This is a genomic window from Mucilaginibacter sp. L3T2-6, from assembly GCF_030519355.1.
GTDB lineage: Bacteria > Bacteroidota > Bacteroidia > Sphingobacteriales > Sphingobacteriaceae > Mucilaginibacter.
The window spans coordinates 126,351-142,821 of record NZ_JAUMKC010000015.1; the positions used below are offsets into that span (position 1 = coordinate 126,351).

At 39.8% G+C, this 16,471-nt stretch carries 12 protein-coding genes; 7 read left to right on the forward strand and 5 right to left on the reverse strand.

Features of this window, described 5'->3' with window-relative positions:
* Nucleotides 1-3 precede the first annotated feature (3 nt).
* The 4 genes from Q3W13_RS16875 (at nt 4) to Q3W13_RS16890 (ending at nt 5,879) form a co-directional block, all read left to right on the forward strand.
* Entirely contained in the window at nt 4-2,346 is a 2,343-nt protein-coding gene (locus Q3W13_RS16875; RefSeq protein WP_302865735.1) for a GumC family protein, read from the forward strand.
* A 1-nt stretch (nt 2,347) separates the two neighbouring features.
* The gene (locus tag Q3W13_RS16880; RefSeq protein ID WP_302865736.1) at nt 2,348-3,604 is read left to right on the forward strand and encodes a hypothetical protein; all 1,257 of its coding nucleotides are present in this window, start codon (nt 2,348-2,350) and stop codon (nt 3,602-3,604) included.
* Between the two features lie 19 nt (nt 3,605-3,623).
* Nucleotides 3,624-4,868 (forward strand): glycosyltransferase family 4 protein, encoded by a 1,245-nt coding sequence (locus Q3W13_RS16885; RefSeq protein ID WP_302865737.1) that lies wholly within the window; start codon nt 3,624-3,626, stop codon nt 4,866-4,868.
* A 117-nt stretch (nt 4,869-4,985) separates the two neighbouring features.
* Nucleotides 4,986-5,879 carry a glycosyltransferase family 2 protein gene (locus tag Q3W13_RS16890; protein ID WP_302865739.1) on the forward strand — a complete coding sequence of 298 codons (894 nt, stop codon included), beginning with the start codon at nt 4,986-4,988 and terminating at the stop codon, nt 5,877-5,879.
* 2 nt (nt 5,880-5,881) lie between these two features.
* Here Q3W13_RS16890 and Q3W13_RS16895 read toward each other — a convergent pair whose 3' ends face one another.
* The 3 genes from Q3W13_RS16895 to Q3W13_RS16905 are packed head-to-tail and all read right to left on the reverse strand — an operon-like array spanning nt 5,882 to nt 9,246.
* Nucleotides 5,882-6,763 (reverse strand): glycosyltransferase family 2 protein, encoded by an 882-nt coding sequence (locus Q3W13_RS16895; protein ID WP_302865740.1) that lies wholly within the window; start codon nt 6,761-6,763, stop codon nt 5,882-5,884.
* Between the two features lie 26 nt (nt 6,764-6,789).
* Entirely contained in the window at nt 6,790-7,902 is a 1,113-nt protein-coding gene (glf, locus tag Q3W13_RS16900; protein WP_302865742.1) for a UDP-galactopyranose mutase, read from the reverse strand.
* 18 nt (nt 7,903-7,920) lie between these two features.
* Nucleotides 7,921-9,246, reverse strand: coding sequence for a flippase (locus tag Q3W13_RS16905; protein WP_302865744.1), 1,326 nt, complete (start codon nt 9,244-9,246; stop codon nt 7,921-7,923).
* Nucleotides 9,247-9,408: 162 nt separating this feature from the next.
* Here Q3W13_RS16905 and Q3W13_RS16910 point away from each other — a divergent pair, with 162 nt between their 5' ends.
* The 3 genes from Q3W13_RS16910 (at nt 9,409) to Q3W13_RS16920 (ending at nt 15,634) form a co-directional block, all read left to right on the forward strand.
* Nucleotides 9,409-10,599, forward strand: coding sequence for a glycosyltransferase family 4 protein (locus Q3W13_RS16910; RefSeq protein WP_302865745.1), 1,191 nt, complete (start codon nt 9,409-9,411; stop codon nt 10,597-10,599).
* Nucleotides 10,600-11,782: 1,183 nt separating this feature from the next.
* Nucleotides 11,783-14,398 (forward strand): non-ribosomal peptide synthetase, encoded by a 2,616-nt coding sequence (locus tag Q3W13_RS16915; protein WP_302865747.1) that lies wholly within the window; start codon nt 11,783-11,785, stop codon nt 14,396-14,398.
* Between the two features lie 333 nt (nt 14,399-14,731).
* On the forward strand, nt 14,732-15,634 hold the full coding sequence (locus Q3W13_RS16920) for a glycoside hydrolase family 16 protein (RefSeq protein WP_302865748.1): 903 nt from the start codon (nt 14,732-14,734) through the stop codon (nt 15,632-15,634).
* Between the two features lie 202 nt (nt 15,635-15,836).
* Here the strand turns inward: Q3W13_RS16920 and Q3W13_RS16925 are convergent, their stop codons facing one another.
* Nucleotides 15,837-15,968: a hypothetical protein gene (locus tag Q3W13_RS16925; protein WP_302865750.1), complete on the reverse strand. Its 132-nt coding sequence runs from the start codon at nt 15,966-15,968 to the stop codon at nt 15,837-15,839.
* A 59-nt stretch (nt 15,969-16,027) separates the two neighbouring features.
* The gene (locus Q3W13_RS25235; RefSeq protein ID WP_368077633.1) at nt 16,028-16,219 is read right to left on the reverse strand and encodes an Arm DNA-binding domain-containing protein; all 192 of its coding nucleotides are present in this window, start codon (nt 16,217-16,219) and stop codon (nt 16,028-16,030) included.
* Nucleotides 16,220-16,471 lie beyond the last annotated feature (252 nt).

The following is a 16,471-nucleotide window of genomic DNA, read 5'->3' on the forward strand; positions in this document are numbered from 1 at the left end:
ATCATGAACAATAAGCAGTCTGGAAATATTGGTGTAGCAAAACCGGCGGCCAACGACGAGCCGATAAATATACGGGCGCTTTTAATAAAATATGCCAGCTACTGGCCGTTCTTTCTTGTGTCATTAGCGATAGCCTTTGCAATTGCCATTTTTTATACAAAATATTTCGCTCCGCCTTCTGAAGTTTTAGCAACGCTGATGATTGAAGACCATGGCACACAGCCAAATGAACAAAAGTCTTCACTAGTTGATTTTCAGGCGCTTGAACAGGTTAACGCTCCAAAAGTAGTTGAAAACGAAATTGAAGTATTACGATCTAATCAATTGATAAAAGATGTTGTGAACTATTTTCAACTTTGGGCTGACTACAAGTTGAAAGGCGGCATAATAAAAGATCAGGATCTGTACAGCAAAAGCCCTGTAAGGATTAATTTGATTGAGGTCAGCACTCCAATTGCTTCGCAAAAAATTAACCTTCGGATAGCAGATACCGGATCTTATGTACTGTTAGAAGCTAAAGGCAAAACCATAAAGCGCCGCTTCGGCGATACTATAGATAATATGGGGTGCCGTTGGACGATTTCTGCAAATGCTGATCTGGCGCATTACATTGGTGATGAAATCGAAATAGACGTTACAGATCCGGAAGCGACAGTATTGGGTTACCAAAATCGCCTGAAAATTGAACCCCAGGAAAAACCAGCCACCGTTATCAATATTTCGTTAAGCGACCCTAATATCAAAAAGTCCCAGGACTTTATTAATTATCTTATATTTTTTTATAAGAAGGCGGATCTTGCCGAGAAAGGTAAAATCACTAAAAGCACACTGGATTTTATTGACAACAGGCTGGCTTCGCTATCCGGACAACTTAATCATGCTGAAAGTAATATTGAAGGATTTCGAAGCGCAAATGGCCTTACGGATATTAACGCCCAATCACAAATGTATCTTCAGGGCATGCAGACAAATGGCGAAAAACTTAACGAAATCAACACGCAGTTAAGCGTAATTAACAAGCTTGAAAATTATTTGAATGAACCGGGCAACAATAGTACTATCCCATCTACTGTAGGAATAACAGATCAACATTTGTCGGAGTTGGTTCAAAAGCTATCGGACGTAGAATTGGAAAGAAACAGGCTACTGGCTACACTTCCTGAAAAGAATCCAGCCTTCGACCCTATAAACAGGCAAATTGGACTCTTAAAACAGGAGATTAAAGACGGCATTTCAGGAATTAAATCTTCACTAAGTACTATGCAAAAGTCGGTTGAATCGTACAAGTCATCTATTCAGTCGGCGATAAAAAGCGTGCCTTTGCAAGAACATCAATTAACGGGCATGAGCCGTCAGCAATCTACCAAGTCGTCCTTATATGACTATTTACTGCAGCAGCGTGAAGCTATTTCTCTGTCCTACGCATCGTCGGCTTCGGCAGTGCGGTTAGTTGATGCCGCCCATATCTTGCCAATGAAAGCGTCGAAAAAGCTTATACCGTTTGGCGCCGCCTTGTTGCTGGGATTAATTTTTCCGGCGGGATTTATTTACGGCCGGGATTTGATAAAAAACAGCGTTACTACCCGCAAAAGTATAGAACTGAATACAGGGCTGCCTGTAATTGCTGAAATTAGCTATATAAAGTTGCCGTCGGAGATTGCGTTTGCAAACCGGGATAACCCAGAAAGCTTTCCGTTGATTGAACAGTTTAGACACCTGCGCACTCAGGTAAATTTGGCAAAAAATTCTCCGGACAACCAGGGGTTCGCTATTTTGCTGACATCGAGTGTGGCAAATGAGGGTAAAAGCATGATTAGCACCAACCTTGCCGTGGCACTGGCCAGTACCGGAAAGAAAACGCTGCTGGTTGAGATGGATATTTATAAACCTGCCGTCTCTAAAGTATTCGGACTTCCGGCTTCGTCAGGAATAACAGATTATCTGAATGGCCAAAACCGATTAGCCGGTGTGGTGCAGGAGACGGCCCTTTATCCTAACTTGAATATTATCGGTAGCGGTGCATTTGTTGATAATTTTTCTGAATTGTTAGACCAGGACAGATTTGGGAATATGGTCAGTGAACTTAAAACAAAGTACGACTATATTTTATTTGATACCCCCCCAGTCCACGCAATTAACGACGCATTTATTATTGCAAATCATTGCGACCTTACCTTATATGTTACCCGGTTTAACCATACATCAAATTCGCTTTTACCTTTTATACACAAGCTCAATGCAGATGAAAGCCTGCCCAACATGAAAATTGTTTTCAACGGCCTGGCAGACGGCCGCGATGGCGAGGGCTTCAAATACGAGAACTATTATAAACGCCCAACAAGTTAGGATGTATTATTTTATAACTTTCCTTTTCGTGTTGCTTGCCGGAAAAGCCACCTTTTTTGATGATGTTAATATTTGCTGGTTTTTTGTGAGTGCTATTATATTATGGGTGGGTCTTGAGAAAAGGCGCATTTATAAAAGCGATGCACTGCTCTTCGGTAAGTTTGCCGTGATATATATCGCTTTTTGTACTTTTCGATCGCTGTTCTTAACACAGTTACCTCTGCATTTTTGGCTTAATGATGTCATTTTCTTATTTAAATTTCTGCTGCCCAGCTTTTTATTTTGTGCTGTTTTAAAAGAAAAGGCTGTTCCCTATGTCACGAAAGTAATGATCGACCTGGCAATATTATCGTTGCCATTTTATTGTCTGCAGCTTATATCGGGAGATATGGTTTACTCCATAGGCAAGGCAATGAACTTACCCTACCCACACTTTGACGGGTATGTAAATATGCTGGTGTTTACTTATGTTAAAGTGCATACCATACGTAATTCCGGGTTTTCTTGGGAACCTGGAGCATTTGGCTTTTTCTTGAACATATCTCTGATGCTGCATTGGCTTACCAATAGCTTTAAATATGATACAAGGGCAAAGCTGGTAACAATTGCCATTATTACCACACTGTCAACAACTACTTATATAGCATTTGCTATAATGATTTTGATGTATTGCCGGGCCAGGGGTGTCAAATTTTCTACGCTGCTGGTTTTTATCGCACCATTTTTATGCATTGCAGCTATTTCTCTCCCCTTCCTGTTTGACAAGATAATAGATACCTATCATAAGGATATGCTAGATATCAAAAACATTAAAACCCTTAGTGTAACTTATATAGAAATGGGCCGGGTAATGCCCCTCAACAGGTTTGGCAGTATGCTTTTTCTGATCGACTCATTCGGCTACAAATTAATTTTTGGTATTTCAAATTCTTATAAAGACACCGTTTCTTTATTACATAACATCAGCATATCTAACGGAATTTTCGCTTTTTGCGCGCAGTTTGGCCTGTTAGGCCTGGGATTTCTTTTTTACCGGAGCTATAAGTTCTTTCGGAATTACATTAATCCAGAGCTAGCAATATATTGCTTACTTGTAATAGGGGTGCTCGGTTTCGGTGAGTGTATTTATTTATCGTCCCTTTTGCTTTCTTTCCTTTTCTTGTATCATTATGCGCGACCGGATTACGGTTCAGAGATAACTTCAGCAAACAATAATTTCCATTATACAACTACAGAAAGGCCAGCTTACAACTTATAATTTTTCAATTAATATATTTATGAAAGTTTTATGGTTCTCATTATCTCCGGGTTTGGCCGACGCCTATCTGAACAATAATTATGAGGGGATCGGCTGGGTTAAAAGCCTTGAGCGCAATATTCAGGACAAAGTAGAGCTTTCAGTCGCTTTTTACCACCATGCTGATATCGCCCCGTTTACCTATGGAGCAACGCACTACTATCCTGTAAAACAATACCGCCGGGGTAAGCTAACTAAGATATTCAGACGGTTAATCAATGGTATTGAACCAGATAGCGATATAAAAGCATTTTTGAAAATTATTAATGATGTCAAACCAGACCTCATTCATATACATGGCACAGAAGGACCTTTCGGCCTGATTCAAAAATATGTGGACATACCCACGGTAATATCTATACAGGGGACAATAACAGTTTACAGGTATAAATTTTTTTCAAAAATAACTTATACCGACGTACTCAGATACTCTTATTTAAAAAGTTTCCTGCTATCACGATCGTTCCTGAATGTTTATAAAGTATTTGCTAAAGTGGCTAAAAGGGAGCAAGAAATATATTCATATTCTAAAAATTTCATCGGGCGCACCGCTTGGGATCGCAGGGTTACCAAAATTTTAGCGCCGGAGGCTAAATATTATCATAACGACGAAATACTGAGAGATGCATTTTACAAAAATGAATGTGAATACCGTAAAACACATCGCCTTATTATATTTACTACAACCTGGTTAAATATTTACAAGGGTTTTGAAACCGTATTGGATTGCGCTAATTTATTGGACGCCAATAATCTGGATTACGAATGGCAGATTGCGGGCCTTACCCCAAACGACGAAGTAGTAAGAATTGCTGCTAAAAACACTAAACGGCCAATCTCAAAAAATATCAAGTTTATGGGCATGCTCAACCAGGAATCACTGGCACAGGCAATGTTAAAGGCCGGCATTTATGTTATGGCATCGCATATAGAAAATAGTCCGAATAGCTTATGCGAGGCGCAGATGCTTGGATTACCATGCATAGCGACGAATGCAGGCGGCACAAGCAGTTTACTCGAAGATGGCAAAGAGGGAATATTAATACAAGACGGTGATCCCTTTGCTATGGCCGGCGCCATATTAGAGATGAATGAAAATTATGACCAGGCGATTACGTATGGTAAGAACGCCAGGAGGAAAGCCTGGCTTAGGCACGATCAGGAAAAAATAACTGACGACTTATTAAAAATATATAACGCAGTGCTTAAGGAACAGTTAAATTAACTAAAAATCTTGCTATAAAATACTAATAATTAAATGATTAATACAAACAAAATATAATACAGTTATTTAAAACAACTAATAAGTTGGAGGGTTAACAAGATAATATTTTATGAATAAATGATACATCAGCCGAAACAAATAAAAATAGCCGTTCTCGGCTGCTCATACAACCGCAAACAAAAAACTGCGCGCTTTTTAACAAGCCTTGTTAAACAGGAAGTGCCTGCAAATTGCCAGATGGATATTTTCTTGCTTGATGACAATTCTCCCGATGGCACCGGTAATTATGTAGAAGCGGAGTTCCCAACAGTAAATCTCATTCGTGGATCAGGATCGCTGTTTTGGGCTGGAGGTATGCGAACATTATGGGAACATGTTTTGGGCTGTGGGACTTATGATTTTTTCCTGCTTTGCAATGATGATGTTGTGCTTTTTGACGGAGCTGTGAGCCGCCTGCTGCAGGCGCATAATTGCTCAGATCATCCAGGCAATATTATTTTGGGCACAGTGCAGGACAGCGAGGGTAGCTCCATAACGTATGGTGGTCAGAAAATTGTGAATAAGATAACCGGAGATACAGTTAACATTGCTCCCGACAGGACTAAACTCGTGCCCTGCGAAATAGGCAACGCGAATATTATGCTGGTGGATAAAACGACTGTTGATACAATAGGGATATTATCGAGCTCGTACACGCATGGCATAGCCGACTACGATTATACTTTAACAGCGCTGCGTAATGGCATGAAAGTATGGGTTGCTCCGGGATACTACGGCATCTGCGATAATGACCACATAATTACTTGGCTTCCGCAACGAACCCCGCTGAAAAAAAGAATAGAATATTTATACAGCCCCAAAGGGCTGGCTTATAACGAGCATATGGTTTACGTTAAAAGGCATTTTCCGTTATCGGTACCCATAACCCACGTTAAACTGTGGGTAAAAACCTTGTTTCCTATTATGTACGATGTATTCAAAAAAGAAAAAAAGGTTAAATTAACTCCTTAATGTCAATAAGGTAATTTCTTTTTCAAATTATAATTAAAACCGTCCCAATGCGCCCTTAAAAGCAGTGGTACTGTTTTTAAAAACTCGCGGAAAGATAATTTACTATAATTATAATAAAATTGATTGAGTAAGCTGCCTGTTTCGGTTCTGTTATAGTGTTTACGCCCCAGGTAAGCCCTGTTTCTAAAAAAGCAGTAAGCTTTCCAGTTTGCGGGACCGTCATACACATATTGATTTCGGTGCATAGTTGAATATAAACGATCCTTAGGATGGTAAAACACCGCTTTTGTTGTCGTTGCTATAATACCCTGGTGTCTTGTTCTTTCAAAATAGTCAACCTCATCTCCCCATATGAATAATGCCGGATTAGGATAGCCGGTTTTTTTAATAATGTCTCTTGAAAACATAACGCCATTAAAGAAAGGCGCCCAGTTATCTATATACTCCACACTCCAGTCAATTTTTCCAGAACCGCTGGTTATTTGCCCGCATTCAAAGGCCAGGTTTGATGGATCGTCACGGTCTAACACGATACATCCCCACACATCAACCTCCATTCTTTTTTCTGCAGCGTTTAAAAGATTCTCCAGACAGGTTACAGCCGGGTAACCATCGTCGTCCATAACCCAAATCCAGTCATAATCGGCATCGTACGCCTCCTTGATTCCTCGGTTAAACCCACCGGCGCCACCTAAATTTTGCTGATTAAAAACTGTTAAACCATCCTGCAATGCCAGCCACTCACCGGTTCCATCCGTACTGCCATTGTTAACCACAATAATCGTCTCAGGCTTGCGCGATTGGTTTTTCAAAGCTTCTATTGTTTCTTTTAACAAGTTCAACCTGTTATATGTAACTATTAAGGCAGCTACGCGCTTTTCCATTTTTGATCTATCTTAAAAATTGAAATTTATTTATTGTTAACTCCGTAATTTTTAACCTGTGTAAGCGCCTCGCCTATCACGTGGTGCATATCCATATACCTATAGGTTGCTAACCGGCCGAGGAAAGTGTAATTTGTAAGTTTCTTTACATCTTCTTCATAAAGCGCCAATTTTTGCATGTCTTCGGTAAGCCGCTTCGGGTAATACGGTACATCCTCTTCTCCGGTTTCTTTGCTGTATTCTTTAAAGAAGACTGTTTTTTCATGTTGTTCCCAGGGTGTAAAGTGCTTGTGTTCATGCACCCTGGTAAAAGGAACCTGGGGATCGGAGTAGTTGATCACTGCGTTTCCCTGGTAATCACCATCAGCTTCTCCGCGTTCAAAATAAACTGTCCGATAACTTAACCGGCCGTACTTGTAATCAAAAAAAGCATCTATAGGGCCTGTATAAAATATGTGATCATATATGCTTGTCTCAAAATCCTGATCAAATTTCTTGTTCAACTGAATTTCAATATTAGGCCGATCCATCATTCTTTCAAAAATTGCCGTATATCCGTCTCTGGGTATCCCCTGATAGGTTGATGCGTAATAATTGTCACTATAATTAAACCGGACGGGCAATCGTTTTAAAATTGATGCAGGTAACTCACTTGGTTCACAACCCCACTGTTTTTTTGTATATCCGTAAAAGAAGGCCCTGTATAGATCGTCTCCCAAAAATTTTAATGCCTGCTCCTCGAAATTCTTAGGTTCAGCTATGCTTTTGTCGCCCAGGGTACCGATAAATTCTTTAGCCTCATTAGGGTTTAGTGTTTTTCCAAAAAACTGATTGATGGTATGCAGATTTATAGGAAGTGAGTAGATGTTGCCATTATACTCCGCCTTCACCCTGTTAACATATGGCATCATTTCGCAGAATTGCTGAATATAATCCCATACCTCTTTGTTATCTGTGTTAAATATGTGAGGGCCATATTTATGTACCATAACGCCTGTATTCCCATCGCGTTCGGTATAGCAATTGCCGCCAATATGCGACCTCTCGTCAATTACAAGAATTTCACATGGCGTCTTGCTGAGTTGTTCGGCTACTACGGCCCCTGAAAAGCCTGCTCCTATTATCAAGAATTTTTTCATTCTAACCTTATATGTGTGTTAATTTTTACTAAACCCGGGAAGCACAGACTGGACTTGTAACATGATTCTTTTGGGGTGAAAGCCCTCCGGATCAAGTAAATTGATGCCGTCTTTTAACAGTATAAAAGCCATAGCTGCGATAATAAAGCTTTCGGTAATCACCAAACTAAATGCCGAGCCCAAACCGCCGGCCCATGGTACCAATAAAAAGTTTGACGCAACACTTACTACGGCGCCACATGCCGTAATACGAAGAAAAGCTTTATCCATTTTAAGATTCATCATCACCAAAATGCCATACACATTACTAATTACTATTATAAGGGGAGTAATGGAGAGGGTAATAAATATGGGTATGCTGGATGAGAATTTTGCTCCGTAAAAAATACCGAGCACCCATGGTCCGAAAATGACCATACCAAAGAAACAAACTAACCCTATTATTGTAACAATTGGCAATACCTTGCGGGCCGCAGCAATGCCTTCTTCTTTACCCCTGCCAAATGCTGCGCCCACATACGGAAAAAACGAATTTGATAAAGGAAGTGTAATAACAGCCTGCGCTATCTGGATAAACCTTATAGCCGCAGTGTAGTAACCTACTTGCATATCGCCTGCTAAGCTACCAAGCAGTACTGTATTGGTGGTAGTATATAAGTTTATAACTATTGAAGAGAAAAATACAATCCGCTCATTCTTTAAAACCGCAAGTATTTGCTTTAGTGATATTCTGATAATCCTGATGCCATACTTGTGCATAGCATAATGGAACGAATAATAACCTATAATTATTTGAGTGACACCCGCTATAAGCGGTTGATAGAGATAGTCGGATTTGTGCCTTATTACCAATAAAACCACTACTGTGAATACTAATTTTATGATAACATCAAACACAGCTATCCGGTGCAGGTCTTGCATACCCTGGTATAGCCAGTTAGGCGTAATTACCCACGAGACAAGCACAATGTAGCTGTATATCATTAATTTCCATTCGTCTCTAAACAACGGAAAAATGGCAAAACAACATAAAAACGCTACTAACGTAAGTAAGAATAATAAAATTTTACTCCATAAAACTATACTGAAAAGTTCTTCGATATGTGACTTGTCATCCCTGTTTTGTGCTACCGCGCGGGTTGCAGTAAGGTCAAAGCCATAATTTACTACCAGTATAAAGTAACTTATTATGGCACTTGCATAATTAATTACACCATATTTATCCGGACCAATAATCCTTACAATAATAGGTATGCTAATCATTGGTAATACATAATTAGCTACCTGTACTGAAAATAAGCTGGAAATATTGTTTAAGAGGATCTTTTTGTCCTTATCAATCATTTTTTTGTATAAGCTTCATCAACTCAACTAACATTCAATCACATTGTTTTAGATCATTTAAACAGATGCGTAAAATTTAGATTCTATAAGCCTGCTGATGATATTTTGTGAACATTGCAAACATTTAAATAGTCCCTTGGTTTGCTTAAAACCGATAATAACATGAAAGTTTTAATTATTCACAACGACCTTCGGGTATACTGGCGGCGGCGACTGTTTTTTTTGAGGGATTTTCTTAAATGCAATAACATCGAACTCAACGCAGTGGAATTGTTTGGAAAAGGTTCGCCTTACAATTTCGAATCTTTTAACAAAACCGAATCATGGTGGGATTGCCTATTTCCTAATCAAAGCAACTTCGATCTTACAAAGCATCAAATAAAAGATAAAGTATTTAATAAACTTGACGAAATCCGTCCCGACGTGGTAATTGGCGGCTCAATAGTTTTCTATTCAGGCGCCTTAGGCCTTCAATGGGCGAAAAGGAATAAAAAGAAATTCATCATGTTTGATGATGCAAAGCCCTCATGGGTAAAAAGAAACTTTATTGTTCAGGCTGTAAAAGATCTGATTACCAATCAGATCGACGCTCTTTGGCTCCCGTCTGACGAATATGACCAGGAGTATACACGTTTATACAGCAAAAGCAAAATAAAATACCTTTATGGTTACGATTGCATAGATAATAACCTGTTTAAGGTTGAGGGAGAGAAGCGTGTGGATAATAAAAAAATAATCACCGTGTCGCGGCTGGTTGAAAAAAAGAACGTAAAAAGTTTACTGGATGTATGGAAATATGTGGAGAATAATGACGACAGTTATTCACTCATAGTAGTAGGCGACGGTCCCTTGTTTGGCGAATTGCAGGATCATAAAAAAAACCTGGGGTTAAAACGTGTCAGTTTCCTGGGGGTTACCGCAAATGACCAGCTCCCCGGCATATTACATGAAGCGGATGCATTTGTATCGCCGAGCTTATATGAAAGCTGGGGACTTGTTGTTAATGAGGCCATGGCTGCTGGTTTACCTGTATTATTAAGTACTAAAATTAATGCCGCATTTACACTTGTAAAGGAGGGAGAAAACGGTTACATGTTCGATCCTGGTGAACAAGAGATATTTCAGGAAAAGTTACTTAAATTTATTAAGTTGCCAGTATCTGTTAAAAAAGAAATGTCTTTAAAATCGCTTGAATTAATCAGCAGGATGGATTTTAACTATATGGGCGATGAATTGCTTCAAACCTTGAGTTTCTTACAAACGAGGCCATTTAAAAAACCATCATTGTTTGCGCGGCTTGTGCTTAACCGATGGTATGGAAGATACAATACCAAAGAGTGGGATAAGGTATAACCGCCTATCGCGTTAACCAGTCATTTTCACTGTATATATCTATTTATGCTTTCCATAGATATTATTATTGTAACCGGCGCCTTGCCTGATGCATTTGAAATCAACGATTCAATCTTTATATTCTGAGAAAACACCATGAATCTTATTCGTTTATTCGGCGAAACTAACCTGAAAACCGGGGATATGGATATGCAACTGCGTAGGTGTTCCCGGATGTCAGTAGCATAACCTGATTCCCCCGGTTACCTCTGCCTCACCGCTGCTTTCTTCGGCACACGTCCGGTAAGTCGGGCCTCTATTTTATGATATCAAGCTATTTATACAGTTGAGCTAGCCAGGTTACTAACGTTTGCCTGCTATGGCTTCACACCTCGGCGAGTGACTAGTTTAGATTCAAATTTGGGAACTGCGGGACATTATGTTTCCTGGGGTACCAAAGATAACGTTGTCGGGTATCAGATTGAAGCAATAGCTAATTGGTAAATGGCAAGATCAGCATCTGGAATGCTTCTGACAGAGCGGCGCTGTCTCTTCGCGGGAAATCGTAAAAATGCCAAAACATAAAAATGACCAGAATTGGAAAATAGTTGTCCGTTAAAATATGCACATTTATGGAATGACCATATCTGAAGTTTGAGCCTGAACCTTTATTTTTCTAAAATACATCTATCATTCTCCTTTTAAAAAAATAGGCAAATAATTTTCTAATTAGAATGCGTAAATATTTCCTCATAGTAAAATTCAATAATTATCTCGACTTTCTATTTTATGTTTATTTTTTTATCAGACTTACTGAAAACGATCGTAATGGCGCGTATGCAAACACGTTATGATTGGTTACAAATCCACAATCAAGTAATAATCCATTTATAAGGTCTCAATTAACCCCACCAAACTTCACAAAAAATCAGATCATAATAATAATCTGATCATGCAAATACCATAAGCGTATTTGTTATGAAAATTGTGATCCTTTAATATATAACAACACAACTCGTTATCCTTTTAAGTTATTCGGCATAAAACTTGGTAAATGCTATCGCGTAACGCTTCTATGAGAAAACTGGTAATAGTCCGAATGAAACATCGGCTATTGCCGCATTATCAGATGAGGTCAGAGCAAATTTGCTACACTGAATTCAGGCTGTCAGTTAACTGGTTTGAGATATATTATTAGACACAAATGAAGTTTGAAACATCTTTATGCTTTGATGAACAAAAATTAATTTTACAGCCTGCATTCGAAAACGTTGCGTTTCAGCCATTCTATCACCTCATAGATGAATGCGCAAAAGCATTTCCTGACCATACGGCTGTAAAGTTTAATGAAAGTTATTGGTCTTACCATAGATTAGCGGCTAATTCAAACCAATTTGCGAGATTCCTGGCAAATCTTGGTATTAAGAAAGGCGATGTTATAGCCATAGCATTGGATCGCTGTCCTGAAATGATTGTCTCCTTGCTTGCTATTCTAAAATCAGGTGCTACTTATGTTCCGCTTGATCCCTCATATCCTAAAGATCGTTTAGAATATATGATCGAGGATTCTTCAGCAAATGTGCTTATCACTTCAAAAAAATATCAAACATATTTTAATTCTGAAGCTAAGGAATTATTTATTGAAGACGCCTGGGAGCAATTTGAGCATTTTGGTAGTGACGGGTTAAATACACTGATTGCTGGCGACGATACCGCTTATATACTTTATACTTCCGGATCTACCGGCAAGCCAAAGGGTGTTATCGTTACCCATGAAAGTCTTTCTAATTTTTTGCTCAGCATGCAAAAGGCTCCCGGTATTGGCCCACATGACCGTCTGTTAGCCATATCAACAATTTCTTTTGACATTGCCGGACTTGAATTATTCCTGCCGCTAACCGGCGGTGCAGAGATTGTTTTAGCAAGCAGCGAAACTGCAAAGGACGGCTGGTTATTGCTGGAGCTTATGAAACAGGAAAAAATAACCATTATGCAGGCAACACCATATACATGGCGGATGCTTATCGCAGCTGGATGGAACGATTTTTTGCCGGTTAGAATAATAACGGGTGGAGAGGCCCTGTCCAAGGAACTCGCGGAAAAACTTTTACCGCTATGCAGCGAGCTATGGAATCAATATGGACCTACAGAGACAACGGTATATTCTACACAAAAACTTATAACAAGCAAAGAAGAAATCACCATTGGTAAACCCATAGATAATACCCGGGTGTATATTCTGGACGAGGCATTAAACATGCAGCCGGAAGGTATAATTGGCGAAATATTTATTGGCGGTAAAGGCGTTGCAAAAGGTTACCTGAATCGACCGGATCTTACCTCCGAGCGGTTCCTGGACGACCCATTTTCTGTTGATCCGGGAGCGAGAATGTATCGGACAGGCGATTTGGGTCGGTTTAATGCAAACGCCGAAATTGAATGCCTTGGCAGATCGGATCAGCAGGTAAAAATAAGAGGTTTTCGCATTGAACTGGGCGAAATTGAATATGTGTTATTAAAAAATAATGGCGTGAAAGAGGCCGTGGCAGTAACGACTACCACAACCAGCGACCCTTCGATTATTGCTTACGTTGTTCCCGCTGACGGCTGCGATAAAGTCTTGCTTAAGGACGAATTAAGACAGATGTTGTCCGCCGCCCTGCCCGACTACATGGTACCTAACGACATTATTTATATTTCATCGATACCGGTTACGCCAAACGGTAAAATTGACAGGAAAGCTTTGCCGGATCCTGCTAACGAAAACCCGGAACTTAGAAAAACGTATGTCGGGCCTGTGTCTGAAACTGAAAAACAGTTGACTGAAATATGGCAGGAGGTCATGAGAATAAAGAAGATTAGCACAAACAGCGATTTCTTCGCCTTGGGGGGACGTTCACTCCTTGCTGTGCAGATAATGGCTCGCGTCGCCAAAATTACCGGAAAGCGCCTGCCAATTTCAACCTTGTTAAATAACCCAACTATAGCTAAACTGGCCGCTTATCTCAACTCCTATGAAGTTACCAACGGCTGGAATTCACTGGTTGCACTAAAACCAGAAGGAACTAAACCTCCTGTTTATATCATACACGGAGAAGGGTTGAATGTATTGTATTTTAATGACCTCGCCGTAAATATGGATAAGGATCAGCCTGTTTACGGACTTCAGGCGCTTGGCCTTGGAGGCGAAGATCCTCCGGAAGTTATGGAAGAAATAGCAGGAAATTATGTTCGCGAAATCCTGGAACAAAACCCCGAAGGACCATATTACCTGGCAGGATATTCTTTCGGCGGGTACGTAGCGATAGAGATGCGGAAGCAGCTTAAGGCGTTGGGTAAAGACGTAAAAGTTATAATATTTGACAGTGATGCAGAAAAATCTGAATTCAAAAGTCTTAGCTATCTCATACCCAGAAAAATAAAAAGAAACATCTTACGCATTATTTCCTTTACCAGACTCACAATAAAAAACCCGGGGGGAACTCTACGACATTTGATCAAAAACATACGTTCGAAACGTGGGCTAAAACAAGACTCCAAAGAATTTTATCGCCAAATAAAGCAAATACAAACTAAACTTCGCGTTGCACTCAGAAATTATTCAATTGAGCCTTTTGACGACAAAGTTTATCTGTATAAAGCAAAAATCTGTACACACTATGTAGATGACGCCGAGTTTTATGGGTGGACAAAATACGCTAAAAAGGGGGTGGAAATTTGTGAGGTGTCCGGCGATCATCTATCAATGCTTTTGCCCCCCAACGTAGAACAGTTTGCGGTTAAGCTGCAACAAGGAATGAATAAATTAATGATTAAATAATTACAAAAAGTTACACGATGAGTTGCCCCGAATATACTAATTGTTATTGCTTCAACGCGTATTGCAAAGCGTCTATTTTTAATGCCTTAACATTCTCGGGTATTAAAACGCCTGTTGCAAAGCTTTTGGCTGAAGAAACGTTGTGCCCGGTTTGCGGCGAGCCATACGTTTCCAAATATGTTCTGGAACTTAAAATTTTCGTTCACGAAACCCTTCACACTACAATTGCGGAAACTACGGTCTAACGAATTTGGTTAACAAAAGCGCCCGACATTATAAATAATGCAAACCGGCTACCAGCCGGGATAAATTCAATTAATAATATCTACCAAAATGAAAACTTCTCCTCAAACCCTTTTTCTGCTATGCAGTCTCTCCCTTGGATGTTTCCTGGGTTGCAAAAAAGTTGACCCGGTTACACCCGGAACGCAAAAACCATCGTCATCCAACGTAAATCCTAAAATTGCAGCGACCGTTTGTGATTATGACTTTAACGATACAACGCTAACCGCTAATGGATGGACAAAAGTATTCGACGATGAATTTACCGGAGATCTGTCCAACTGGTACGCATACACTGGTCCGGTAAGAAACGAGTTGCAATATTATAAACCCGACAACGCTCAGATAGCTAATGGTGTGTTACAACTTTCTGTTAAACAGGAATCGGTAACCAGTCCTTCAGCGGAAGATAGTACAGTGCAAAAAACTTATAATTTCACTTCGGGCTCTATCGTGAGTAACTCAACCTTCACTGCAAATTCAGCCACGCCAAAAGTGCGGATAATTGCCCGGGTAAAGGTAGCATCAGGATACGGGCTTGTGTCTCTTTTTGAAAGTTACGGAGTTGATTGGCCAACCAATGGCCAAATTAATTTTTTCCAGGTTGAAGGAAATGATACAAAGGAATATTTTACCAACTACTTTTACGGTCAGCGTGCTGGCGAAAATCTCGTAAAAAATGGTTTTTTCAGTAATCCTGCCGACGAGGATTTATCAACATGCTGGCATGTTTTTGAGACTGAATGGACAAAAAGCTCGTTAAATTACTATCTTGACGGCAAATTAGTAGAAACTAAGACAGCAGACGACCTTGTTCCGTTTCTTTTCGGCAAAGCGGAAAATATCGCATTGAGCGTTCCGATAGGCGGTCTTTATTACGAAAACCTGGTGCCAGCAAACGTACAAACAGGAGTCATGTACGTAGATTATGTAAAAGTTTTTACTTCACACTAATAAAGAAAGTACGGCTTCGTACCGGCTATTCGCACGCAAGTATCCAGGATATCCTGGATACTTTTCAATTAAAAATTAAAGTAACTTTTAAGGCATAATCCAGCATAGACGAAAATGCGGTTTCTCACCAGCTTTGGCGAGCTCTTTATCCAGCTGCGGTATCTTCTCCGCCTGGTTTATGAAATTAATTCCGCTACATAAATCAGTAGGCATGTAGGTAGTGTTTAAGTGTACTCCATTCCAGTACGGTTTTAGCCGTCTCAAAATGATAAGCAATCAAACGGCTCAGCAGGTTGGGTTCCTCAGCATCATTGCCTAAATAAGCATCTTTCACCGTATTTGCGGTAATATATTTCCCCTTGAGCTGCAACTGCTGGTAGTGATGGGCTAAGGCTACCCGTATCTGTCCAAGTGCAAGTTAAGCAACGCCACCTCATCCTTATTTCCTTTGCCATATCCACACCGGTTGTCCCATAATTTGGGGTCGATCCATTGCTTTAATGCAAAATGAATGATCTCCCCGTTCACTGTGATTCGCGCGTAAACGGGCGCTTTCCCATTCCTGAGCTTATCCTGACGGATAATGAATTATACTCCAAATGTGTTCGCGGGCCGCATTTCTTTCTCTTTAGTTTTCATTTTTTTGATGCTTTTTGACATGAATTGATAAAATACCTCTCGTTTTAGGTATTGAAAACGGCCAAAAACCGCATCAAAACAGCGCAAAAAATATCAATTTTTATACCTGGTAAATAATTGAATTGTAACCCTCCCTTAATTAGGACTGGTGTTTTATAGACTTATTAATTCAAAAATATAATTATTGTTGTTGTAACT

Coding starts and splice junctions, on each gene's coding strand:
- Q3W13_RS16875 (WP_302865735.1), top strand. CDS start 4: ATGAACAATAAGCAGTCTGGAAATATTGGTGTAGCAAAACCGGCGGCC.
- Q3W13_RS16880 (WP_302865736.1), top strand. CDS start 2,348: ATGTATTATTTTATAACTTTCCTTTTCGTGTTGCTTGCCGGAAAAGCC.
- Q3W13_RS16885 (WP_302865737.1), top strand. CDS start 3,624: ATGAAAGTTTTATGGTTCTCATTATCTCCGGGTTTGGCCGACGCCTAT.
- Q3W13_RS16890 (WP_302865739.1), top strand. CDS start 4,986: ATGATACATCAGCCGAAACAAATAAAAATAGCCGTTCTCGGCTGCTCA.
- Q3W13_RS16895 (WP_302865740.1), bottom strand. CDS start 6,763: ATGGAAAAGCGCGTAGCTGCCTTAATAGTTACATATAACAGGTTGAAC.
- glf (WP_302865742.1), bottom strand. CDS start 7,902: ATGAAAAAATTCTTGATAATAGGAGCAGGCTTTTCAGGGGCCGTAGTA.
- Q3W13_RS16905 (WP_302865744.1), bottom strand. CDS start 9,246: ATGATTGATAAGGACAAAAAGATCCTCTTAAACAATATTTCCAGCTTA.
- Q3W13_RS16910 (WP_302865745.1), top strand. CDS start 9,409: ATGAAAGTTTTAATTATTCACAACGACCTTCGGGTATACTGGCGGCGG.
- Q3W13_RS16915 (WP_302865747.1), top strand. CDS start 11,783: ATGAAGTTTGAAACATCTTTATGCTTTGATGAACAAAAATTAATTTTA.
- Q3W13_RS16920 (WP_302865748.1), top strand. CDS start 14,732: ATGAAAACTTCTCCTCAAACCCTTTTTCTGCTATGCAGTCTCTCCCTT.